This window comes from Sporolactobacillus kofuensis, from assembly GCF_024125425.1.
In the GTDB taxonomy this organism is placed as follows: domain Bacteria; phylum Bacillota; class Bacilli; order Bacillales; family Sporolactobacillaceae; genus Sporolactobacillus; species Sporolactobacillus kofuensis.
Genome location: NZ_JAMXWN010000001.1, coordinates 221,627 through 243,476 on the forward strand (window position 1 = coordinate 221,627; position 21,850 = coordinate 243,476).

26 protein-coding genes are annotated in these 21,850 nt (G+C 40.6%); all 26 read left to right on the plus strand.

Translation table 11 applies throughout. From position 1 onward, the window contains the following. Nucleotide 1 precedes the first annotated feature (1 nt). Nucleotides 2–637, plus strand: coding sequence for a MotE family protein (locus NIE32_RS01045; protein ID WP_253052108.1), 636 nt, complete (start codon nt 2–4; stop codon nt 635–637). A 28-nt stretch (nt 638–665) separates the two neighbouring features. After that, nucleotides 666–2,108, plus strand: a complete 1,443-nt coding sequence (locus NIE32_RS14305; RefSeq protein WP_253052110.1) for a flagellar hook-length control protein FliK — start codon at nt 666–668, stop codon at nt 2,106–2,108. Nucleotide 2,109: 1 nt separating this feature from the next. After that, a complete protein-coding gene (locus tag NIE32_RS01055) occupies nt 2,110–2,583 on the plus strand; it encodes a flagellar hook capping FlgD N-terminal domain-containing protein (protein WP_253052112.1) in 474 nt (157 codons plus the stop codon). After that, a complete protein-coding gene (locus NIE32_RS01060) occupies nt 2,576–2,971 on the plus strand; it encodes a TIGR02530 family flagellar biosynthesis protein (protein ID WP_354326758.1) in 396 nt (131 codons plus the stop codon). The genes NIE32_RS01055 and NIE32_RS01060 overlap by 8 nt, the downstream gene beginning before the upstream one ends. A 72-nt stretch (nt 2,972–3,043) precedes the next feature. After that, the gene (locus tag NIE32_RS01065; RefSeq protein ID WP_253052114.1) at nt 3,044–3,808 is read left to right on the plus strand and encodes a flagellar hook-basal body protein; all 765 of its coding nucleotides are present in this window, start codon (nt 3,044–3,046) and stop codon (nt 3,806–3,808) included. Between the two features lie 60 nt (nt 3,809–3,868). Continuing rightward, complete coding sequence (locus NIE32_RS01070) at nt 3,869–4,105, plus strand: flagellar FlbD family protein (RefSeq protein WP_253052116.1); 237 nt, start codon at nt 3,869–3,871, stop codon at nt 4,103–4,105. Further along, the gene (fliL, locus tag NIE32_RS01075) at nt 4,084–4,518 is read left to right on the plus strand and encodes a flagellar basal body-associated protein FliL (RefSeq protein ID WP_253052118.1); all 435 of its coding nucleotides are present in this window, start codon (nt 4,084–4,086) and stop codon (nt 4,516–4,518) included. The genes NIE32_RS01070 and fliL overlap by 22 nt, the downstream gene beginning before the upstream one ends. A 33-nt stretch (nt 4,519–4,551) precedes the next feature. Further along, complete coding sequence (gene fliM / locus NIE32_RS01080; protein WP_253052120.1) at nt 4,552–5,550, plus strand: flagellar motor switch protein FliM; 999 nt, start codon at nt 4,552–4,554, stop codon at nt 5,548–5,550. Next, nucleotides 5,543–6,736, plus strand: coding sequence for a flagellar motor switch phosphatase FliY (fliY, locus tag NIE32_RS01085; RefSeq protein WP_253052122.1), 1,194 nt, complete (start codon nt 5,543–5,545; stop codon nt 6,734–6,736). The genes fliM and fliY overlap by 8 nt, the downstream gene beginning before the upstream one ends. Before the next feature lie 93 nt (nt 6,737–6,829). Next, nucleotides 6,830–7,192 (plus strand): response regulator, encoded by a 363-nt coding sequence (locus tag NIE32_RS01090; protein WP_253052124.1) that lies wholly within the window; start codon nt 6,830–6,832, stop codon nt 7,190–7,192. Nucleotides 7,193–7,198: 6 nt separating this feature from the next. Continuing rightward, nucleotides 7,199–7,885, plus strand: coding sequence for a flagellar biosynthetic protein FliO (locus NIE32_RS14310; protein WP_253052127.1), 687 nt, complete (start codon nt 7,199–7,201; stop codon nt 7,883–7,885). Continuing rightward, on the plus strand, nt 7,882–8,556 hold the full coding sequence (gene fliP / locus NIE32_RS01100; protein WP_253052129.1) for a flagellar type III secretion system pore protein FliP: 675 nt from the start codon (nt 7,882–7,884) through the stop codon (nt 8,554–8,556). Before NIE32_RS14310 ends, fliP begins: the two co-directional genes overlap by 4 nt. A gap of 16 nt (nt 8,557–8,572) precedes the next feature. After that, on the plus strand, nt 8,573–8,842 hold the full coding sequence (fliQ, locus tag NIE32_RS01105) for a flagellar biosynthesis protein FliQ (protein WP_253052131.1): 270 nt from the start codon (nt 8,573–8,575) through the stop codon (nt 8,840–8,842). A gap of 9 nt (nt 8,843–8,851) precedes the next feature. Beyond that, nucleotides 8,852–9,640, plus strand: a complete 789-nt coding sequence (gene fliR / locus NIE32_RS01110; RefSeq protein WP_253052133.1) for a flagellar biosynthetic protein FliR — start codon at nt 8,852–8,854, stop codon at nt 9,638–9,640. Between the two features lie 5 nt (nt 9,641–9,645). Continuing rightward, a complete protein-coding gene (gene flhB / locus NIE32_RS01115; protein WP_253052135.1) occupies nt 9,646–10,734 on the plus strand; it encodes a flagellar biosynthesis protein FlhB in 1,089 nt (362 codons plus the stop codon). A 19-nt stretch (nt 10,735–10,753) separates the two neighbouring features. Then, nucleotides 10,754–12,787, plus strand: coding sequence for a flagellar biosynthesis protein FlhA (gene flhA / locus NIE32_RS01120; RefSeq protein WP_253052137.1), 2,034 nt, complete (start codon nt 10,754–10,756; stop codon nt 12,785–12,787). Then, complete coding sequence (locus NIE32_RS01125; protein ID WP_253052139.1) at nt 12,784–13,881, plus strand: flagellar biosynthesis protein FlhF; 1,098 nt, start codon at nt 12,784–12,786, stop codon at nt 13,879–13,881. The genes flhA and NIE32_RS01125 overlap by 4 nt, the downstream gene beginning before the upstream one ends. Before the next feature lie 2 nt (nt 13,882–13,883). Continuing rightward, nucleotides 13,884–14,771, plus strand: coding sequence for a P-loop NTPase (locus NIE32_RS01130; protein ID WP_253052141.1), 888 nt, complete (start codon nt 13,884–13,886; stop codon nt 14,769–14,771). Further along, a complete protein-coding gene (locus tag NIE32_RS01135; protein WP_253052143.1) occupies nt 14,768–15,850 on the plus strand; it encodes a protein-glutamate methylesterase/protein-glutamine glutaminase in 1,083 nt (360 codons plus the stop codon). The genes NIE32_RS01130 and NIE32_RS01135 overlap by 4 nt, the downstream gene beginning before the upstream one ends. A gap of 2 nt (nt 15,851–15,852) precedes the next feature. Further along, nucleotides 15,853–17,916 carry a chemotaxis protein CheA gene (locus tag NIE32_RS01140; RefSeq protein WP_253052145.1) on the plus strand — a complete coding sequence of 688 codons (2,064 nt, stop codon included), beginning with the start codon at nt 15,853–15,855 and terminating at the stop codon, nt 17,914–17,916. Nucleotides 17,917–17,928: 12 nt separating this feature from the next. Further along, a complete protein-coding gene (locus NIE32_RS01145) occupies nt 17,929–18,402 on the plus strand; it encodes a chemotaxis protein CheW (RefSeq protein ID WP_253052147.1) in 474 nt (157 codons plus the stop codon). Nucleotides 18,403–18,405: 3 nt separating this feature from the next. After that, nucleotides 18,406–19,020: a chemotaxis protein CheC gene (locus tag NIE32_RS01150; protein WP_253052149.1), complete on the plus strand. Its 615-nt coding sequence runs from the start codon at nt 18,406–18,408 to the stop codon at nt 19,018–19,020. Then, entirely contained in the window at nt 19,017–19,499 is a 483-nt protein-coding gene (locus tag NIE32_RS01155; RefSeq protein WP_253052151.1) for a chemotaxis protein CheD, read from the plus strand. Before NIE32_RS01150 ends, NIE32_RS01155 begins: the two co-directional genes overlap by 4 nt. 47 nt (nt 19,500–19,546) lie before the next feature. Continuing rightward, a complete protein-coding gene (locus NIE32_RS01160; RefSeq protein ID WP_253052317.1) occupies nt 19,547–20,299 on the plus strand; it encodes a FliA/WhiG family RNA polymerase sigma factor in 753 nt (250 codons plus the stop codon). A 16-nt stretch (nt 20,300–20,315) separates the two neighbouring features. Next, nucleotides 20,316–20,903 (plus strand): hypothetical protein, encoded by a 588-nt coding sequence (locus NIE32_RS01165; RefSeq protein ID WP_253052153.1) that lies wholly within the window; start codon nt 20,316–20,318, stop codon nt 20,901–20,903. 145 nt (nt 20,904–21,048) lie between these two features. Further along, entirely contained in the window at nt 21,049–21,807 is a 759-nt protein-coding gene (gene rpsB / locus NIE32_RS01170) for a 30S ribosomal protein S2 (protein ID WP_253052155.1), read from the plus strand. Nucleotides 21,808–21,850: the final 43 nt, after the last annotated feature.

Here is a 21,850-nt window from a genome sequence, read left to right on the forward strand (position 1 = left end):
AATGGAGAATACAAAACGAACAGGATTTGGATTAAAGCTATTAAAAGTATTCTTAGCGATTTTAGTTCCTATTCTTTTTATGCTGCTCATCGCTGCTTTGTTTTTAAAACTTGCAGGACTTGATCCTATCGAAGAAGCAAAAAACCTTATAGTTAAAGATCAATCCTCAAGTCAGATGCAGCAATCAGCTTCAGGTAGTTCTGCACAAATTGCACAATTGAAAGCGGAAAATTCAGATCAAAAAGTAACTTTGAAACGACTTCAGAGTGACAAAAATAATTTAACGGATCAAGTGGCGCAATTGAAAAATCAATTGAAGCAGGCACAAAATGACGCAAATGATACAGCCAAGCAAACAAAGAATCAGAATGCTGCTGCTCGTCAAGCGGTATACGCTCAAACGTATAAAACAATGGATCCTGCAAAGGCAGGTGCGATTTTCAGCAAGTTGAGCGTGAAGCAAGCAGCAAAATATATCAATTTACTGGATGATAAAACGAAAGCTTCTATTCTTGAAAATATGGATGTTAATAAAGCAGCTGCATTAACGCCGCTATTAAAGGCGAATACATCAAATGCTAGTTCAACATCGAGTGCAGGTACGACATCGACAATGACGACGACAACGTCGCCTTGATCGATAGTCTTTGAAAGGAGGTGAAAAAGTGAATACGACGGTAATGGATATGAAAAATCTCAAGGTACAAGAAGTCACTGGACATGTGGCAAAGAAAAAGAAAAAAAGTAGTACTGCGGATGAAACTACTTTTTTGTCGGCGATTCAACTGATTCAGCATCAACTGAGTTCAAAAGGTACGAAGGAGTCATCAGAGTCACAGTCAAAAAGTGCTTCGGACCCAAGAATTGTGCATGAAACGGTTAAGAATCAGCGTAAGGCGCACATTCCTGAAAACCGAATGAGTGTTAAGTTATCGAAGGAGCAATCAGAGTCATCTTCAAAAAAGACTTTGGAGCAAAGGATAGTCCAAGACGCGGTTAAGAATCAAAGTAATGAGCAAGCTCTAAAAAATCAAATGAATGCTAAAAGCTCAGAGACTATTAATCATGTGTCCGACCAAGGGAATGCTTCAATGAATCGTTCTGGTGACGCTGGCCTACCGTATGTGCAAACAACTAAAGATACGGTGACTACTCAGATTACGAATCAAATGCATAAAACAATGACAAGCGTGCATTCACAAAACGAGCAACAAGAAGTTAAGATCCAACTAGGTCAGGTGCAGCAAAGTGCTCATTCGTCAATGACTGATGCACTTGTGAATCAAAAGAACGATACTCAGCAAAACAAGAACATCATCAACCAACCCATCAAAGCAAGAGTGGAAGTCTTGAGGCAACAAACTTGGGGTAGTGATCAAAAAGCGGTTGAACAGGGGTATGATCGACAAGCATTTAAGAAAAGTATGCACTCAAGTCTAAGTGTTCTTCCCGATCCGCATTCATCAACTGACACGACCAAACAAAAGAATGATGGAGCGCACCAAAAAGTATTGGATGCTACGATTACGCAGTCACAGAGTCAAAGTGAACATCTTCGTTCTGTGACTGGGGTAATGAATAAGCTTGAACTTTGGTCGAGTTATCAGTCGGGTAAAGTACAAGAAAAACAAACGCCTGTTCATCAACAGGTTTCAGATCAACTCAGTGAATGGTTAGGTAAGTCTTCTCTGAAACTGGAAAAAGGTGATTCAGAGGTTTATACCCTCTCTTTACGACCAGAAAATTTGGGCAAATTGACGATTTCCGTAAGTAGGGGTGATCAGGGGTTAGTCGCTCAAATCACGGCAGAGACAAAAGCTGCAAAAGACTTACTCGAAAGTGGTTTGAACCAATTGAAACATGATTGTGCAGGGAAAGGCATTTCGTTTACTCAGATTGATGTTACCCGGCAATTGCAGACGGCTACTCCGGAACATGCACAAAGTCAAAGCCAACAACAAGGTGAATTTCAACAGCACCAGGGCAGACAGGATCAACAAGAGCAAGAGCATCAGCAGAAAAAACATCAAGTTCTGCAGGCGGTCAGCAATGACGATCTACAGAGTAACTATTCATTCTCTGAGTGGATGACAGGAGGTATGATCTAAGATGAGTATTTCAGCGAGTTCAGGTACATCAGCAACAACGAATACTTCAACAACGTCAACAAATAACGCGAACAGTGCTTTGGATAAAGATTCTTTTTTGAAATTACTCGTCGCTCAGTTGACCAACCAAGATCCAACTTCACCGATGGATAGCGGGCAGTTTGTGTCGCAGATGGCGGACTTTACAACACTTGAGCAGACTCAGAATATGAGTAATGCCATTGACAAGTTAGTAGCTTCACAATCCAACCAGTCCCTTTCTGAACAAGCATCCATGATCGGCAAACAAATCAGTTGGACAGATACGGCTACTGATAGTAATGGAAATTCACTTACCAATATACTTAGCGGCATCGTTAAATCAGTCACACTGAAAGACGGATCTGTTTCTTATGTCACTGATCATGGAGAAAGTGTCGATCCCTCAACGATCACTGAAGTTAGCAATGTAACAGGAGCGAGCAACGGTGACTAAGATTAATGCCTTTGTATATCAACAGTTACCGTTGCCGGAGCGTGCAGTATCAGAATCGAAACAAGATCATAAATCGACCGTTCAAGGCCATTCTTTTGCCCAGAACCTTGAAGAAGAGTTTGGAAAGTTGCCATTGAAAATTTCAAAGCATGCCCGTGAGCGAATACAAGAACGGAATATTCATATTTCGCAAAATGAGTGGAATCTGATTCATACAAAAATGCAAGAAGCACAGAAAATGGGGATTAATGATTCACTGGTTTTAACGAAGGATGCCGCACTCGTTGTGAACACACCAAATCAAACGGTGATTACCGCCATGGGCCTTGATGAAACAAACACAAGAATTTTCTCGAACATTAATGGCACAATTGTCATTAATCACTAAATCAGCTGGACCTTTATAGGAGAGCTAAAACTGCCGAATGACAGAGGCAGTTACAAAAAGGAGGATTCAATTATGTTATTGAGATCATTGGGAACAGGTGTTTCAGGACTGAAAAATTTTCAAACTTATCTTGACGTGATTGGTAACAACATCTCAAACGTCAGTACGACAGGTTTCAAAAAAGGACGCATCAACTTTGAAGATATGTTTAATGATAATGTACAGAATGCAAGCACTGGTCGGAATGCCATTCAAGTAGGATTGGGTTCTCAAACAGGATCAATTGATAATATTGTAACGAATGGTGTTGTAAACTCTACAGGAAATCCGTATGATGTTGCAATTAATGGTGAGGGTTATTTTCAAGTATCCGATGGCACAAATAAGTTTTACACACGTGCAGGGGATTTTAAATTAAATGATGTTGGGGAATTGGTCACCTCCCAAGGTTATTCAATCGATGGTGTTACCGGAAATTTTAATGGCCTTAGTTCGTTTACAATAGCGAGTGATGGCACGATAACAGGAGTCAACAATGATGGAACTCCAGCGACCGGCCTAGGCAAAATTAATGTTTATGTTTTTAACAATCCCGCAGGTCTTGAAAAAATTGGCAATTCTTTGTTTCAAGTATCAGGTAATTCTGGTGGTGCAGTTCCAGCAACAGGTGTAGGTACTTCGACCAAGATTCAACAAGGTGCTCTCGAAGGTTCTAATGTCGATCTGACCGATGAAATGACATCACTGATTGAAGCGCAACGTGCCTATCAAGCAAATGCAAAAACGATTACAACAGCCGATCAGATCCTTCAAACATTAGTTCAATTGAAACAATAATTAAATAGGGGAGAAAAATGGCTGGGCATCTTCCTTGTCCAGCACATTTTTATAACGCGGATGATCAAGTTAACACATTTTAATAATCAATCATTTATGCTTAATGCATTCCTTATTGAACAGGTGGAGGCATTGCCGGATACGACGATTACCTTGACAACGGGTAAGAAACTCGTTGTCAAGGAAACACCTGAGGAAGTTCGTGAGAAAATGAGTGAGTTTTTGAAATCAATTTCTTTAGTGTCGGGAATTTCTGGGGAAGAGGGTGTGTTGAGATGTTCAAAAGCAGAGGAATGAATCTGCTGTTTATTTTGATGGTTCTTGTGATCATTGGGACCGTTGCCGCCTTCTTCATCATGTCAAGCATGAATCGCAGTGAGGAACCTGTAAAGGATCCCAATATAGATGAGATCGTCAAAGATCTAACAGTTGACACTGGTGAGATTACAACAAATATAAAGGGTGATCACTTTATAAAATTGGATTTCAATATCCAAGTATCAAATAAAGATGCAAAAGCAGAACTGACAAAGCGATCTTTCCAAGTAAAAAATGCTGTCATTTATACAGTATCAGGGATGACTCCTAGTGATTTACAAGACCAGCAAGGCTTAAATAAATTAGAAACTATGATAAAAGTAAAAATTAACAGTTTTCTAAAAAGCGGTACGGTAACCCACGTGTACACGACAGAGAAAATTGTGCAATAGTGTTTGTGGCCGTTGAAGGGTGGTGAGAAAAAAATGGCCGATGTTCTATCACAATCAGAAATTGATGCATTGCTCTCTGCATTATCAACTGGAGAAATGAACGCAGAAGAACTAAAAAGTGAAGAAAAAAAATCGCGGATTCGCGTCTACGATTTTAAACGTGCACTGCGTTTTTCGAAGGATCAGATTCGCAGTTTAACGCGAATTCATGAGAATTATGCGCGATTACTTACTTCTTATTTTTCAGCTCAGTTAAGGACTTATGTTCAAATATCTGTAGCATCGGTTGACCAATTGCCGTATGAAGAGTTTATTCGCTCCATTCCTTCGGCTACGGTTCTTAATGTCATTGAGGCACCACCACTTGAAGGCCACCTGATTATTGAAGTAAATCCGAATATTGCGTATGCGATGCTGGATCGACTGCTTGGTGGCAGTGGCGAAAGTATGAATAAGATTGAGAACTTAACTGAAATTGAGACAGATTTGATGAAGGGATTGTTCGAAGGCGGACTCCCTGCATTAAAGGAAGCTTGGTCATCGGTTGAACAAGATATTGAACCGTACATGATTGAACTCGAGACCAATCCTCAATTTTTACAATTAGTTTCTCCAAATGAAACTGTAATTGTAATCTCGCTATCTGCGATGATAGGGAAATCGAGTGGTATGATTAATCTTTGTTTACCACATGTCGTCCTTGAACCAATCATCCCCAAATTGTCCATGCATTACTGGATGAGTGAGAAGAAGAGCGATGCGACGACCGAAGAGTACCAGTCATTAAGGAAAAAGGTAGAACAATCTTATGTCACTGTGACGGCAAAGCTTGGTCATTCACAGATAACCGTTGATGAACTGCTGCATTTGAGTGTTGGCGACGTCATCAAGCTCGAACAATATTTGGATCAGCCATTAGTTGTCGATGTCGGAGGCGCACCAAAGTATATTGCTCAGCCAGGAAAACGCGACAAAAGACTTGCTATCCAAATTATCAAACCCATAACGGAGGAGGATGACGTCAATGAGTGACGGACAACTTTCACAAGAAGAAATTGATGCACTTCTTGGTAATCACTCGAATGAAAATCAAGATTCCGTGGCTAAGCCATCTGAATCTGAAACGAGTTCGGATGTTCAACAGGACATATCGGACTTAGATGAAGATGTACTTGGCGAAATCGGAAATATTTCTTTTGGTAGTGCAGCGACAGCGCTATCCACGATCCTTAATAAGAAAGTGGAAATTACGACACCTCAGGTTCATTTGGTGAATCGAAAAAATTTATCTGAAGAATTCCCTGTCCCCCATGTCTCAGTCTTGGTAAATTATACAGAGGGTTTCCAAGGCTCATGCATGCTTGTCATCAAGACACATGATGCGAGTGTCATAGCGAACTTGATGATGGGCGGGGATGGCACAAATCCAACAGAACAAATCAGTGAGATGGAAATGAGTGCCGTACAAGAAGCCATGAATCAAATGATGGGTTCTTCATCTACCGCAATGTCTACGGTTTTCAACCGACGTATTGATATTTCACCTCCAAAATTAAATTTGATGGATGTGAAAACGCAAAAAGGAATTGAGCACCTGCCAAAAGATGAAATGATGTTTGAAATCTCATTTCAGCTCATTATTGGTGACCTTGTTGATTCTCATATTATGCAATTAATTCCTATTAAATTTGGAAAACAGCTTGTTGACTTATTGCTTAAAGAAACAAATGGTACGCAAAGTCTTGAAGCAGGGACAAATGAGATTCCTAAGCAAGAAACAAATAAGGACAATTCTTCGGCGTCTCTCTCAGCGTCAAGTCAAGAGGAAGCTGCGGTAGCAATGGCACCGGATATGCCGGAGCATCAAGCGATCAAGTCAAACCCAGCGCCACAAGAAGATGTTCGACCCGTTCAGTTTTCAGATTTCAATGAGCAGCCGAACACGTCAGAATCAAAGGTTCCACGCAATCTGAATTTACTGATGGACATCCCTTTGGATGTAAGTGTAGAACTCGGTCATACAAAGAAAACGATTAAGGATGTTCTCGAACTTGGTCCTGGTTCCATTATTGAATTGGACAAGCTTGCGGGTGAAGCTATTGATATTTTAGTTAACCAAAAATATATTGCAAAAGGTGAAGTCGTCGTCGTTGATGAAAACTTCGGCATACGCATCACTGAAATTCTTGACCAAAGTGATCGCCTGAAAAACTTGTAAGAATCAAAAAAACTGTTTTTTCCTGTTAGTTTCATGATGCTATGAATCTGGCAGCCTATTACTAATATTGATGAATGATCTGGAGGGATTTGCGTGGCAGGACGAATACTTGTTGTTGATGATGCAGCTTTTATGAGAATGATGCTGAAAGATATTTTGACAAAGAATGGTTATGAGGTTTGTGCAGAAGGTGCAAACGGTAATGAAGCCGTTGCAAAGTATGAAGAATTTAAACCTGACTTAGTGACTTTGGATATTACAATGCCTGAGATGGACGGTATTCATGCGTTAAAGAAAATTAAGGAAATGGATCCTAACTGCAAAGTAATTATGTGCTCGGCAATGGGCCAACAATCAATGGTAATTGATGCCATCCAAGCTGGAGCAAAAGATTTTATTGTTAAGCCCTTTCAACCTGATCGTGTTTTAGAGGCGATTAAGAAAGCGATTGGATGATTTAAAGTGAAACCAGTTCGCTTGTTTAAATTAATTTTTTTAACGTTAATCGCACTATTACTCATCGGTTCACATAGTTCAGTTTCTTATGCAGACTCAGGGAATAGTACTGTTCAGGAATGGTTAGATAACGGGCAGAAGAAACAAAAATCTTCGGGAGATCAAAGAAGTGCGGGAAGGACAAGCCAAAATGACTCGTCCTTAAGTAAAAATAGCAATCTATTTGTGACATTCTTAAAGTTATTCTTCGCCTTGATGATTGTATTAGCCCTTATCTATTTGCTTTATCACTTTGTTGTGAAGCGAACAGGGAAGTTTACGCGTATCAATGCGTTGAAAAATATGGGTGGCGTTTCACTTGGTGCAAATCGTTCACTACAATTGATTCAGGTCGGTGATGAAATTCTCGTTGTTGGGGTTGGGGAAACGGTACAGTTACTCAAAGAAATTAAAGATCCTGAAGCGATCCAATCGTTAATGCAACAATCAGATGCATCCGATCATTTTGAAGAGAACGTATTGAAAGCATTAAAATGGACAACAGATCATGCTTTGCGTCGTAATCATGATACCGCAGGTCAAGAAAGTAGTAGCTTCTCCTCACAAGAAGCGCTGAAAGCACAGCTGGAAACAGTGAAAAACGAGCGATCACACGAATTGAGAGCTCTTTTGCAGGAGGTTAGGAAAAAATGAATAGTATACCGGGTATTCCTACCGACTTCTTCACTAGCCAGCCTCAAGACGTCGCAACGACTTTACAACTTTTGCTTGTTTTGACTGTCTTGTCACTTGCTCCGGCAATTCTTGTGCTGATGACTTGCTTTACGCGTATCATTATTGTGCTGTCGTTTGTAAGAACGTCACTTTCGACACAACAAATGCCACCGAATCAAGTACTTGTAGGTCTTGCATTGTTTTTAACCTTTTTTGTAATGGCCCCTGTGTATGGACAGATTGATACGCATGCGATTCAACCGTATATGAAGAAAGAAATTACGCAGAAACAGGCGCTTTCTAGAGCTCAAGTCCCCATTAAGGAATTCATGGCGAAGGAAACCCGTGAGAAGGATTTACAGTTGTTTTTGAATTATGGAAAATACAAAAATCCGAGTAAAGTAAGCGACATCCCACTTACGGCGCTTGTCCCTGCGTATACAATAAGTGAACTGAAAACGGCTTTTCAAATGGGGTTCATGATCTTCATTCCTTTTTTGGTAATTGATATGGTGGTTGCCAGTATCTTGATGGCTATGGGTATGATGATGTTGCCGCCGGTAATGATTTCTCTACCGTTTAAAATCTTACTGTTTATTATGGTTGACGGTTGGTACTTAATTGTTGAATCGTTGCTTAAGAGTTTTTGAGAAAGGATGAAGCCGAATGAGTTCTGAAATGATTCTCTCAATCGCTGATCAAAGTGTTATGGCGGTGCTCATGGTTTCTGGGCCGTTACTCGTACTATCACTTGTTGTCGGTTTAATCGTCAGCATTTTTCAAGCAGCGACGCAAATTCAAGAACAAACGTTGGCGTTCATTCCCAAAATTGTAGCAGTCCTTTTCGGATTGATTCTGTTTGGCCCTTGGATGCTTTCAAAGATGCTTACGTTTACAGAAAATATTTTTGCAAATCTACCGCACTTTATCCGATAGAAAGGGACTATGAATTCATTGTCATTATCACTATTAAATGCCATTCCTGTTTTCTTACTGATTCTTGCGCGATTGACAAGCTTTATCGTAACCATGCCACTATTCTCGTATCGGACGATTCCGGCGCCAGTGAAAATTGGTCTCTCAGTCTCACTGGCGATACTCGTCGATCTAACACAATTTGAAAGTCAGACTGTACCACTTGACGGCAGGTTTGTTGTGCTGATTCTAAAGGAAATTCTTGTAGGTATTTCCATGGGGTTTGTTGCCGGTATTCTTGTCTATGCCGTACAGCTTGCCGGGGCTTTCATTGACATGCAAATGGGTTTTGCAATGGCCAATGTGATTAGTCCTGAAAGCGGGGTCACGACACCGCTCACCGGGCAGTTTCTCTATGTTCTACAACTGTTATTCTTTTTAGGTGTAAATGCTCACCATATGCTGCTGAACGGGATAATGTATAGCTTTCAGATAATTCCTATCAGCAGTTTAAGTGTGGCCTATGGATCTGGAAATACTGCAGAATTTGTTACTCGAGTCACTGCACAGATGTTTGTTATTGCTGCACAACTAGCCATGCCGATCGTTGGCTGCCTTTTCTTGGTTGATCTTGCAGTAGGTCTGATTGCGCGAACTGTGCCGCAAGTCAACGTTTTTGTTGTAGGTATGCCGCTTAAGGTGCTTGCCGGATTTGCAATAATGTTGGTTGTTTTTCCATCGCTAATCGGTCTCTTTCAAGTGATCTTTGATTCGATGACCTCGATTTTTAGTGGCTTTATGCATGTATTGGGGAGTTAAAGGACATGTCTGATCTGCGCTATCCTGTGAATTTACAATATTTTGCAGGTGAGAAAACTGAAAAGGCGACACCACATAAGCGAGAGGAAAGTAGAAAAAAAGGTCAAATTTTTAAAAGTGTTGATCTTAGCACTGCAATTAGTATGCTTGCTTTCTTTATTTACTTTCGAATTGCTGGTGGCAAATTTGTTGAGCAACTCGCTCAGATGATGGGGATTTTTTTTAACCGCGATCTATCGATGGGCGTTACTGAGAATACAATCCATCGCCTGTTCTCTGAACTATCGATGCAAGTGCTACAACTACTGCTCCCTATTCTAATAGTAGCACTCGTAATTGGGGTAGCGACACAAATAGTTCAGGTTGGTATTCTATTCTTGCCCGACCAGCTTATGTTTAAACCGGAACGGCTTGATCCTTTAAAAGGACTAAAGCGGATTTATTCACTTAGAGCCATCGTTGAATTTCTAAAATCCATACTCAAGATCGTCTTTATCGGGATCGTTGCCTTTGCAATTTTGTGGATGAATCGACAATCGATTACTCAATTGGCCAGCCAACCCTTAACGGAAAGTGTACGGACAATTGCAACTATTGTACTTAATATGGGGATAGCCGTTGCCGTATCTTTAATTGCTTTGTCTTTACTCGATTACCTTTATCAGAAGTATGATTATGAAAAAAATATCCGAATGTCTAAACAAGATATAAAGGATGAATTCAAAAGCATTGAAGGTAATCCGCAGATTAAATCAAAGATTAAGGAAAGACAGCGGCAAATGGCACTGAGGAGAATGATGCAAGAAGTACCTAAAGCAGATGTTATTATTACGAACCCAACACACTTTGCTGTTGCATTGACCTATGATGCAGAAAAAATGGGCTCCCCGCAAGTGATTGCAAAAGGTGCGGATCTCATTGCGTTAAGGATTAAGGAGATCGCTCGTGCGAACCAAATCGTCATTGTTGAGAAAAAGCCATTAGCCAGGGCGTTGTTTCATCAATTGGAAATTGGTGACACGATTCCAGAAGAATTTTTCAAAGCAGTCGCAGAAATATTAGCTTATGTCTACCGATTAAAAGGCAAAGTCTGAAAAGGAAGGGAGGGTAACAATGAAAACAAGAGATTATATCGTAATGATTGGCGTCGTATTTATCGTCATGATGCTGATTATTCCATTACCAGCTTCATTACTCAGCTTTCTTATTATCATGAATATTTCATTAGCTTTGGTCATTTTATTGGTCACATTGAATGTAACAGAATCTCTGGAGTTTTCAGTGTTTCCTTCACTGCTCCTGATCATGACCTTATTTCGAATTGCATTAAATGTTTCAACGACACGATTGATTCTCACGGAAGGTGATGCGGGTCGTGTTATTGAGGCGTTCGGTAATTTTGTGGTAGAGGGAAATGTTATCGTTGGCCTTGTTGTGTTCCTAATCTTAATTATTGTGCAATTTATTGTCATAACTAAGGGGGCAGAACGTGTCGCTGAAGTGGCAGCTCGCTTTACTTTGGATGCAATGCCGGGAAAACAAATGAGCATTGATGCCGATATGAATGCAGGATTAATCAATGATCAAGAGGCAAAAAGACGACGTGAGAAAATCACGAGAGAAGCCGATTTTTATGGTGCGATGGATGGGGCAAGTAAGTTTGTCAAAGGTGATGCGGTTGCAAGTATGATCATCGTCGCAATCAATTTGATTGTTGGAATGATCATTGGTGTCATGCAACAGGGCATGTCACTGAGCGATGCTGCTCAAAACTTCAGTTTGCTCTCAGTTGGTGATGGCATTGTCAGCCAAATCCCAGCACTGCTTATTTCGACAGCAACCGGCATTATTGTTACACGTTCTTCTTCGGAAAATAATATGGGTAAAGAAGTTTCTGATCAATTACTTTCCTACCCAGTGATGCTCATCGTCGCCGGTGCAGTGATTTTCATTTTGGGCTTAACACCGATTGGAATGGTCGCAACCTTGCCGATCGCGATTGTATTGATTGTTATAGGGCTCATGATTCGTAGAAATCGTGGTCAAGCGCTTCAAGATGTCGCTAAAGAAGAGGATAAAAAGGCTGAAGAAACATTTAAGAGTCAAGAGAACGTCATGAACCTTTTACATATGGATCCGGTAGAGTTTGAGTTTGGTTATGCATTGGTACCTCTGGCGGACAGTTCACAAGGCGGCGACCTATTGGATCGGATTGTCATGATTAGACGTCAACTTGCACTCGAACTTGGATTTGTACTCCCTGTCGTACGTATTCGAGATAATATTCAACTTGAACCCAATAGTTACCGAATAAAAATTAACGGGAGTGAAGTGGCAAAAGGGGAATTAATGCCGGATCATTACCTCGCCATGAGTCCTGGTATTGATGATGAATCGATTCATGGTATCGAAACAGTTGAACCAGCTTTTGGATTAAAAGCCCTTTGGATTGATGAACAAACGAAAGAACAAGCCGAACTTTCGGGCTATACAGTTGTTGACCCTCCTTCGGTTGTTTCGACACATTTAACGGAGGTCATGCGTCGCCATGCCTATGAATTGGTTGGCAGACAGGAAACGAAACAACTTGTCGATCATTTAAAGGAGCACTATCCTGCATTGGTTGACGCGGTCATTCCTGATCCGTTGACAATTGGCGATGTTCAGAAGGTTCTTGTGAACTTATTAAAAGAAAATATTTCGATCCGAAACTTGCCGATCATTTTTGAAACATTAGCAGATTATGGACAAATGACAAAAGATACAGGATTACTCACTGAATATGTTCGTCAGGCACTTGCACGACAGATTACCGAACAATTCACTCAGCAAGGTGAGACTTTAAAAGTATTAACAATCAGCCCGGATTTTGAACGAAAAATTTCAGATTCTGTTCAAAAAACAGAACATGGCAATTTCTTAGCATTAGATGGACAAACCACATCACAAGCATTAAAGAACTTATCCAGTGCCGTTGAGAAATGGGTTGATCCGGAAAGTGACCCGGTTATTCTTTGCTCACCTGCAGTGCGCATGTATGTCCGACAATTAATTGAGCGCTATTTTCCAAATATACGTGTTCTATCCTATAATGAACTTGAAACGAATGTTGAAGTACAAAGCATTGGGGTGCTGAGTGCAGCATGAAAATGAAAAAAATTATTGCGCCAACTATGGCTCAAGCAATTGAAAAGGTCAAACAAGAACTTGGCAATGATGCGGTTATTTTTCATACAAAGAAAGTGACAAGCGGGAGGTTCTTTAATCTTTTCAAGAAAGTGAATATAGAGGTACTTGCTGCAAGTGATCCTGAACCGCATTCACCCATTAATAAAAGTGAACAAGTTGCCGAAAAAGAGAGTAAGGGATTCATAACCAATCATGGCGCTACAGTTAATGAACAAGGTCTTCCGTTCCGTCGTTCAGATCATAAGGTCGATCGATTATTCACAGCGCCCGGATTGATTGAATCGTTACAAGATAAGCTACTTGATCAAGGGATGCGGAGAGACGATACGGATCCTCTTATGCAACTTTTGATTAAAAAGTGGTATCAGAGTGATGAGCAAATGAACCGACGTGAGTTAATGGAACTGTTAAAAGCACAGCTGGTTCAAAAATTGGATCCGAGAAGATTTCAGATTGGCGGATTGAGCGAGCATTTCATTATGCTAGTTGGTCCAACAGGTGTTGGAAAAACCACGACAATGGCAAAATTAGCAAGTCGTGCAGTATTAGATGAAGGGAAAAAAATTGCATTCATCACTGCAGATACTTATCGGATTGCAGCGATTGATCAGCTGAGAATGTATGCGGATATTTTGGGCGCTCCTTTGGAAGTCGCCTACACGCAACAAGATTTTCAACGGTTAATCAGACAGTTTTCCGAATATGATCATGTTTTTATTGATACGGCAGGACGCAATTTTCAAAACAGTTCGTATATCTCGGAACTCAGGCAATACGTCGGAGACGGTTTGTCTATCGGTTTGTATTTGGTTGTTTCTGCAACAACTAAAGTAGAAGATATGAATGCAGTCATTACTCAATTTCAATCGATGAATGTGACAAACCTGATCCTATCAAAACTTGATGAAACGACTACGTTGGGTTCTCTAGTCAGCGTATTACTGCAACAACCAAAGATGAACGTTGCGTACATAACGAATGGACAAGATGTTCCTGATGATTTACATTTTCCGAATGTTCGGGAACTAATTAATCTGATGCTGGGTGATTGAAAATGAATAATGATCAAGCTGAAAAGTTAAGAATGCGGATCTCTCTTGAAAAGAAAGAAGATTCAGCCGCTCAGGTCATTGGCGTAGCAAGTGGTAAGGGTGGCGTTGGGAAATCAGTTTTCTGTGTAAACTTTTCAATTGCACTTGGACAAGTACATAATAAAGTTCTCATTATTGATCTAGATATTGGCATGGGGAATATTGAGCAATTAATGGGGAAAACTGCTCCATTAACTATTGTCGATGCGATACAGAGAAAGCTGCCCTTTAAGGAAGTTGTTATTGAAGCGACTTCAACGGTTTCTTTCATTGCCGGAGGCAGTGGTTTGACTTCACTCTTTCATTTAAATGATGAGTATTTACATGACTTTTTGGATCAGCTTGAACAATTACGAAATGAGTACGACTTTATTCTTTTTGATTTTGGTGCTGGAGCATCTGAAGACATGTTCCATTTTATGCTTGCCGTAAATCGATTAATTCTTGTAACCACTCCAGAGCCTCCTGCAATGGCCGATAGTTATTCTGTGTTAAAAATGGTTTATGCACGTAACCAGGATCTTGAGGTGTCCTTTGTTGTCAATCAGATCTTGAAGAAAAGTGAGGGATGGGAGACTTGGCAGCGTATTTCTTCAGTTGCCGATCGCTTTCTAGGTAACTCACCATCATGGTTAGCAGCGATCCATCGAGATAATGATTTAGTACAATCGGTGCGAAAGCAAGTTCCTTGTATGTTAAGTCATCCGCAATCCAGATATTGTGTTGACATGCAACTTCTATCGAAAGCGTTCCTCATTCAATGTGGGGCAACCATACAACCGAAAGTGGTACCCTCATTTGCCGATAAGGTCAAGAAGTATTTGAGATTGATCGGGGGGAAAAGAGCATGAAGCCTGTAAAAGTACTCGTGGTTGATGATTCGGCGTTCATGCGACAAACCCTAAAAGCAATGATCGAAGAAGATCCAATGCTGACTGTTGTTGCTACAGCAAGGAATGGGCGAGATGCATTAGATAAATTGTTTCGCTTTCATCCTGATGTAGTCACACTCGATATTATTCTGCCAGGGGATAAAAATGGACTTGACGTTTTACATGATCTTATGGAGCAACGCCCAACGCCAACAATTATGGTAAGTGGTGCTTCAGATGAAAATGCGAACTACGTTATTGAAGCGATCAGCAGTGGTGCTTTTGATTTCATTTTTAAACCTTCAGGTAAGCCATCCGATGTTGAGCGCATTGAGCGTGAACTACAGGAGAAGATTAAACAGGCAGCGTTTTCGAAGATAAATAGTGAAATGTTAAATCCAAGAAATGAAGTGTATCATACAAATGAGATTCGTAGAGAACATGCATTCCATGGAAACAGTGCTGGATCTTCAATGATTCTTATTGGCACTTCTACTGGCGGTCCAAAGGCTCTTCAGACTGTGGTGCCATCACTGAATAAAAATCTTCCGGCTCCTGTATTAATCATTCAGCATATGCCTCCGCGATTTACAAAATCGCTAGCTGAACGTCTTGATCGGCTATCCTCTATTGAAGTGAGTGAGGCACAAGATGGGGAAGTATTACAGAAGGGTCATTGTTATGTTGCTCCTGGCGGACGGCATATGTGTATCCAAGAGAATGAGTACGCTCAGTATCAAGTTCACCTAACAGATACCGATCCGGTAAATGGTGTTCGTCCGGCAGTTGATGTCACGCTCGAATCATTAGCGGATTTACAAGGATGTTCATTCGTGATCACTATTTTGACCGGGATGGGTAAAGATGGTGCAAGAGGAATTACAGATCTTTGTGCTGCCGGGAAACCCATTCACGCCATCGCTGAGTCCGAAGAGACCTGTACAGTGTTTGGCATGCCCAAAGCAGCAATAGAAACTGGTAAAATTAATGAGATTCGGCCTCTTGAACATGTGGCCGATGCAATCTGCAGCCAATTCGGATTACAGGGAGATGAATGAACATGGACATGAGCCAGTATTTAGGCGTATTCCTTGACGAAGCAAGAGAGCATTTGCAGAATTTGAATGACAAATTGATGACTCTTGAGCAAAATGCAAATGATCCAGAGTTAATTAACAGTATTTTTAGGTCGGCTCATACATTAAAAGGGAGCTCCGGACAAATGGGGTTCCAAAATATGATGGAATTGACACATATTATGGAAAATGTCTTTGATGCCCTGAGGCACCAAAGTATTACTGTCAACGCGCAAATGATCGACGTACTCTTTGAAGGACTAGACCACCTTGAAGCAATGGCAGATTCCATTGAGCAACAAGGAACGGATGCAAGAGATGTACAGGAAACAGTACAGAAACTTCAAGCGATCACGAGTGGCAAGACTGCTGATTCCGACACCGTAGAAAAAAGTAGCAGTTCGGCAGCTACTTCTTCACAACCACAGTCTACTGAACTTCAGACAGATGCGGTTACATTAACCGATTATGAGAAAGAGATTGTATCCCAGGCATTATCACAGAAGCTGCAGGTTTTTGAAACAGTTGTTCAATTAACTAAAGATTGCGTACTTAAAGCAGCAAGGGCATTGATGATTTCTAACGCATTAGGGGAATTAGGAACAATAGTGGGGACAAGACCATCAACAGAAGAGATTGAAAAAGAAGCCTTTGTTCAACGACTCGTCTTTCTAGTAATTACTGAGGCGAATGCTGAAACGATTAAAGACAAAGTGAACAGTATATCTGAAATTGAGCAAGTTCAAGTAAGCCCCATTACAGAGGGAATGAAAACTGCAGCCTCTCCTTCGAAACAAGAAAAAGCTTTGAGCAATACCCCGAAAATTCAAGAAACAAAGCAGAAATCGACCACTCATCAAGTAGTGGCAAAAACCATTCGGGTAAATCTTGATCGAATTGACCGTTTGCTTAATCTTTTTGAAGAAATGATTATTGATCGCAGCCGTTTGGAGAAAATTGCTTCTACCATAGACAATCCCGAGTTGAAAGATACGATTGGAACAATCAATCGTGTGACCAATCAACTTCAGGAAACGATTCTTAATCTACGCATGGAGCCAATTGAACAAGTCTTTAACCGATTCCCACGTATGGTTAGAAGTTTATCAAAAGAACTGAATAAAAAAGTGGATTTTGTTATTCGTGGTGCGGAAACGGAATTGGATCGCACCGTAATTGAAGAATTAGGTGATCCATTAATGCATATGATTCGAAACTCGATGGATCACGGCATTGAAACTCCTGAAGTAAGAGCAGCTCACGGAAAGAATCCGGAAGGAAAGTTGTCTTTAGGTGCCTATTATAGTGGTAACCATGTATTTGTTGAAATTACAGATGATGGAGCAGGTATTAACCGTGAAAAAGTTCTTTCTAAAGCAATCGAGAAGAACATCGTGACAACAGAAGCCGCGGAGAAAATGACTGATAAAGAAATCTACCACTTATTGTTTGAATCCGGATTCAGTACTGCAGACAAAATTTCAGATATATCCGGCCGTGGCGTTGGCCTTGATGTTGTCGAAAGTAAAATCCATTCGCTGAGCGGTAGTGTTGAAGTAGATTCAACTCCTGGAAAAGGGACAAAATTTACGGTAAAACTGCCGCTAACACTTTCAATTATTAATGCGCTTCTTGTACAATGTCAAAAAGAAGTCTATGCGATTCCGATTACATCAATTATAGAAACTGCTTTGAGACGCCATATTGATGAGTTAGCCATTCATAGTCGTCAAGTCATGCAATTTCGAAATAAAGTCGTGCCTCTCGTTCAGTTGAGTGAGTTTCTAGATATTCCAGCTACAGCTATCAATGACCCGCGGCAAGGTTCGGTTGTGATTGTACGGCACGGAGATAAAATCGTTGCTATCGTTGTTGATAAACTTTTAGGCTATCAGGATATTGTTGTTAAACCGCTAGGAAACTATTTAAAAAACATTGATGGTTTCTCAGGTGCCACAATCCTCGGTGATGGAACGGTCGCCTTAATTATTGACTGTCAAGCAATAACAGTAAGTCAGAAAAAACAATTGCTAAAGGAAAAAGCTTGAGGAGGATGTGTGATGGCAAATCAAGAGGAATCCGTTTTGAAAGTTATTTTATTTGAGATGAATACTGAAACGTATGGAGTACCTGTTGAACAAGTTTTGTCCATTGAAAAAGTGGACACGATTACGCGCATACCCCACACAGCGAATTTTGTTAAGGGTGTGATGAATCTTCGAGGCTTAATCATCCCTATTATTGATGTCCGGGCACGTTTTGGAATGGGAAATACTGAAGTAACAAAAGAAAGTAGGATTATTGTTATTGATGTCGATGAAATGAAAGTGGGTTTACTCGTCGACACGTCAAAAGAAGTTCTTGATATCGAAACAAGTAAATTGGAAGAAACACCGGAAATTATTGGTGGGACATCTGCACAATTCATTAATAGTGTGGCAAAACTTAACGATAATGATTTGCTGCTCCTGCTTAATTTAGATCAAGTGCTTAATTCGGATGATGTCGCTGAATTACAAAAGATCGAGGCTTAACGCATGCATAACCTAAGCGATCTTGGACCAAAACATCTGGATTTGTTAATGGAGTCGGGTAATATCGGAGCTGCACATGCGGCTTCTTCACTTTCTGTGCTGCTTAATAAACCGATCGATATGACTATTCCATCAGTTCGTGTACTCCCGCTTTCCGAACTGATTGATCATGATGCGGAAAAACATGTAGCTGCTTCATACATTCAAGTTTATGGCGGCTTAAGAGGTTTCTTTATTATGATGTTTGATGTCCATCAAGCAGATACACTGATCCATGAATTAGTCCCTGAAGGGAATGTGTTAGATGAGGGATTGGGAAAATCCGCGTTTTGTGAAATCAGCAATATTTTATGTGGTTCGTATCTCTCCGCACTCTCGAACTTTTTATCTATTCCGCTTACGCAATCGCCACCGATCTATGCGGTAGACATGGCAGGAGCTATTTTAAGCGAAGGACTTGTCGAACTTTCCCTTTATGATGAGTCCGCACTTCTAATCGATGCAATTCTATTCGACAAACAAAAAGGAAACCAATTGAATGGAGAATTTCTTTTTCTTCCATTCCCTGATTCACTTGATGTCATTTTCGATATTTCTGAAGGGAAGTTGTCGATGTGATTCATGTTGGTCTTTCTGAGATTAAATTTGCTGAATCACCAGAAACATTAAAATCATTAGGGCTTGGATCATGTGTTGGGGTCGTCATTTATCATGAAGAATGGCAAATTGCGGGGATGGCTCATGTGATGCTTCCTGATTCTGATTTAGCACGAACAGCTGAGTTTCCTCAAGGTAAGTATGCAGATACTGCTGTACCGGAATTGGTGAAGACGATGATTGCGCACTATCGATGTCCAATCAATCAGCTAAAAGCAAAAATAGCTGGCGGTGCGGAAATGTTCAAGAGTACTCGGTCTCTTCCGATGGGGAGTATAGGGAAGAGAAATGTCGAAGCGGTCAAAATTCAGCTGGATCAGTATCATATCCCACTCATTGCTGAAGAAACCGGAAAAGACTATGGCCGGACTGTTGAATTTCAGACGCTTTCTAGTACATTGACCATTCATGCTCTATTTAAGGGGAAAAGTGTGATCTAGAATGGTTGATTTGAAAAGGAGGAAGACAATTGGGAAAATCGGAAACCATGGAGTCAGAGTACTGGAATCGCTGGGTACAGTCCCATGACGTAGAAGCTGCAAATTGTCTTCTTGAAATCTATATGCCGCTTGTTCAGTATCATGTGCAGCGCATTGGTTCCGGATTGCCGCGTAATATTGATCGCGGCGAACTGCAGAGTTTCGGCCTTCTTGGACTCTACGATGCACTTGAAAAATTCGATGTTCAGCGGGATTTGAAATTTGATACATATGCTTCTTTTCGAATCCGTGGTGCAATTCTTGATGGTTTGCGCAAAGAAGATTGGATGCCTCGTTCGATCCGTGAAAAAAGCAAGAAGATTGAAAAGGCTGCGGAGAAAATTGAACAGGAAAAAATGCGAACGGCATCACTAGAAGAAGTTGCTCAATTCTGTGCTATGGATGCGGAAGAAGTTTCGCAAGTCTTGTCCGAAAGTTTACTTTCCAATCTGTTGTCTCTTGATGATAGCGCTTCTGGGAAGAATAATGAATATCCACCGTCAGCAATTGAGGATCATCGCGCCATATTGCCGGAAAAACAACTGATCGATGAGGAGAACCGAAGTCAACTTGCTGAAGAAATTGATAAACTAAGCGAAAAGGAACGCATGGTCATTTCATTATTTTATTTTGATGAATTAACGTTAACAGAAATTGGTCAGGTTCTTTCACTTTCGACCTCGCGCATCTCACAAATTCATAGTAAAGCACTTTTTAAATTACGACAATTTTTACATGCTCGTGAAGTGGAGTCAACTTAATTGAGGCGGTGAACACATGACAGCATTTTGGATGACTTTAAATTTTGTTCTATTGTTGCTTGCGTTTTATTTAATTCTGCATCTTTATCAAAGAATTCAAATTCTGCAAAAAAAAGATCCAAATTCAAGTGATACACAACTGCTCCTCGATGAGCATATGGCAGCGGTTCGGCAGGAGAATGAACAGTTATTAGCAGAATTACGAACGTTATTAAAGGAACAGGATGCGAAGAAGCCGAGAACAAAACGAACACGTAAACCAAGTCCTACAAACAAAGAAGCTCATGAAGTGCCAAGTGAAGAAAATAGTAATCTTGAAAAGAAAGACTTTTCAGCAATGCTGAGTGAAGAGACAGAACGAAATAAACCCAATGCAAAAAGTGTGAACAAATCACGGATAACGTCAAAGCCAGAATCACCGGGTACTGATGAATGGATGCCGCCAATAGATCAAGTCCAGGATAAGATCGAAGAATCTCCATATATCCAAGCATTAAAATTAAAAGAAAAGGGATTAACGGCAACTGAAATAGCGAAACAGTTACACCGCGGCAAAGGAGAAATTGAACTGCTCCTTAAATTAAAAGGGAAAGTACAATCCTAATCTTGCCATGTTGTTCCGATTATGATATAGTTACGTTTGGTGTCAATCACACACGTTTGTCGATTTATGTGCGGGTGCTGAAAATGCTCAGCTGTACACGAAAATGACGCAAACGGAGGAATAAAACCAATAGGAGGAATTTTTCATGTCAGTTATTTCAATGAAGCAATTACTGGAATCCGGCGTACACTTTGGTCATCAGACCCGTCGTTGGAACCCAAAAATGAAGCCTTATATTTTTACGGAAAGAAACGGTATCTACATCATTGACTTGCAGAAAACCGTTAAAAAAGTAGAAGAAGCATATAATTTCGTCAGAGACATTGCTGCTGACGGCGGCAAGGTTCTCTTTGTAGGTACAAAAAAACAAGCTCAAGATTCTGTGAAATCTGAAGCTGAACGCTCAGGTCAATACTTTGTTAACCAACGTTGGCTTGGTGGAACGCTGACCAACTTCGAAACGATTAGAAAGAGAATCAAACGTCTGAAAGACATTGAAAAAATGCAAGCAGACGGTACATTTGATGTACTTCCTAAGAAAGAAGTAGTCGGACTTAAGAAAGAATGGGCTCGTCTTGAAAAATTCTTGGGCGGAATCAAAGATATGGAAAGCCTGCCACAAGCGCTTTTCGTAATTGACCCACGTAAGGAAAGAATTGCAATTGCTGAAGCACATAAGTTGAATATTCCGATCATCGCGATCGTTGATACAAACTGTGATCCGGATGAAATCGATGTAATCATTCCAGGTAATGATGATGCGATTCGCGCAGTAAAACTGTTAACCGGAAAAATGGCTGACGCAGTTCTGGAAGCAAATCAAGGCGAAGAAACTGAAGAAGTAGCAGCAGAACCAGAACAAGCTGAAGCAGTTGTTGAAGAAGAAGCTGTAAAAGCAGAATAATTTTGTTCAAAGCATGTACACGGGGTGATAAGGGGCTTGCCCT

Coding starts and splice junctions, on each gene's coding strand:
- NIE32_RS01045 (WP_253052108.1), top strand. CDS start 2: ATGGAGAATACAAAACGAACAGGATTTGGATTAAAGCTATTAAAAGTA.
- NIE32_RS01055 (WP_253052112.1), top strand. CDS start 2,110: ATGAGTATTTCAGCGAGTTCAGGTACATCAGCAACAACGAATACTTCA.
- NIE32_RS01065 (WP_253052114.1), top strand. CDS start 3,044: ATGTTATTGAGATCATTGGGAACAGGTGTTTCAGGACTGAAAAATTTT.
- NIE32_RS01070 (WP_253052116.1), top strand. CDS start 3,869: ATGATCAAGTTAACACATTTTAATAATCAATCATTTATGCTTAATGCA.
- fliL (WP_253052118.1), top strand. CDS start 4,084: ATGTTCAAAAGCAGAGGAATGAATCTGCTGTTTATTTTGATGGTTCTT.
- fliM (WP_253052120.1), top strand. CDS start 4,552: ATGGCCGATGTTCTATCACAATCAGAAATTGATGCATTGCTCTCTGCA.
- fliY (WP_253052122.1), top strand. CDS start 5,543: ATGAGTGACGGACAACTTTCACAAGAAGAAATTGATGCACTTCTTGGT.
- fliP (WP_253052129.1), top strand. CDS start 7,882: ATGAATAGTATACCGGGTATTCCTACCGACTTCTTCACTAGCCAGCCT.
- fliQ (WP_253052131.1), top strand. CDS start 8,573: ATGAGTTCTGAAATGATTCTCTCAATCGCTGATCAAAGTGTTATGGCG.
- fliR (WP_253052133.1), top strand. CDS start 8,852: ATGAATTCATTGTCATTATCACTATTAAATGCCATTCCTGTTTTCTTA.
- flhB (WP_253052135.1), top strand. CDS start 9,646: ATGTCTGATCTGCGCTATCCTGTGAATTTACAATATTTTGCAGGTGAG.
- flhA (WP_253052137.1), top strand. CDS start 10,754: ATGAAAACAAGAGATTATATCGTAATGATTGGCGTCGTATTTATCGTC.
- NIE32_RS01125 (WP_253052139.1), top strand. CDS start 12,784: ATGAAAATGAAAAAAATTATTGCGCCAACTATGGCTCAAGCAATTGAA.
- NIE32_RS01130 (WP_253052141.1), top strand. CDS start 13,884: ATGAATAATGATCAAGCTGAAAAGTTAAGAATGCGGATCTCTCTTGAA.
- NIE32_RS01135 (WP_253052143.1), top strand. CDS start 14,768: ATGAAGCCTGTAAAAGTACTCGTGGTTGATGATTCGGCGTTCATGCGA.
- NIE32_RS01140 (WP_253052145.1), top strand. CDS start 15,853: ATGGACATGAGCCAGTATTTAGGCGTATTCCTTGACGAAGCAAGAGAG.
- NIE32_RS01145 (WP_253052147.1), top strand. CDS start 17,929: ATGGCAAATCAAGAGGAATCCGTTTTGAAAGTTATTTTATTTGAGATG.
- NIE32_RS01150 (WP_253052149.1), top strand. CDS start 18,406: ATGCATAACCTAAGCGATCTTGGACCAAAACATCTGGATTTGTTAATG.
- NIE32_RS01160 (WP_253052317.1), top strand. CDS start 19,547: ATGGAGTCAGAGTACTGGAATCGCTGGGTACAGTCCCATGACGTAGAA.
- NIE32_RS01165 (WP_253052153.1), top strand. CDS start 20,316: ATGACAGCATTTTGGATGACTTTAAATTTTGTTCTATTGTTGCTTGCG.
- rpsB (WP_253052155.1), top strand. CDS start 21,049: ATGTCAGTTATTTCAATGAAGCAATTACTGGAATCCGGCGTACACTTT.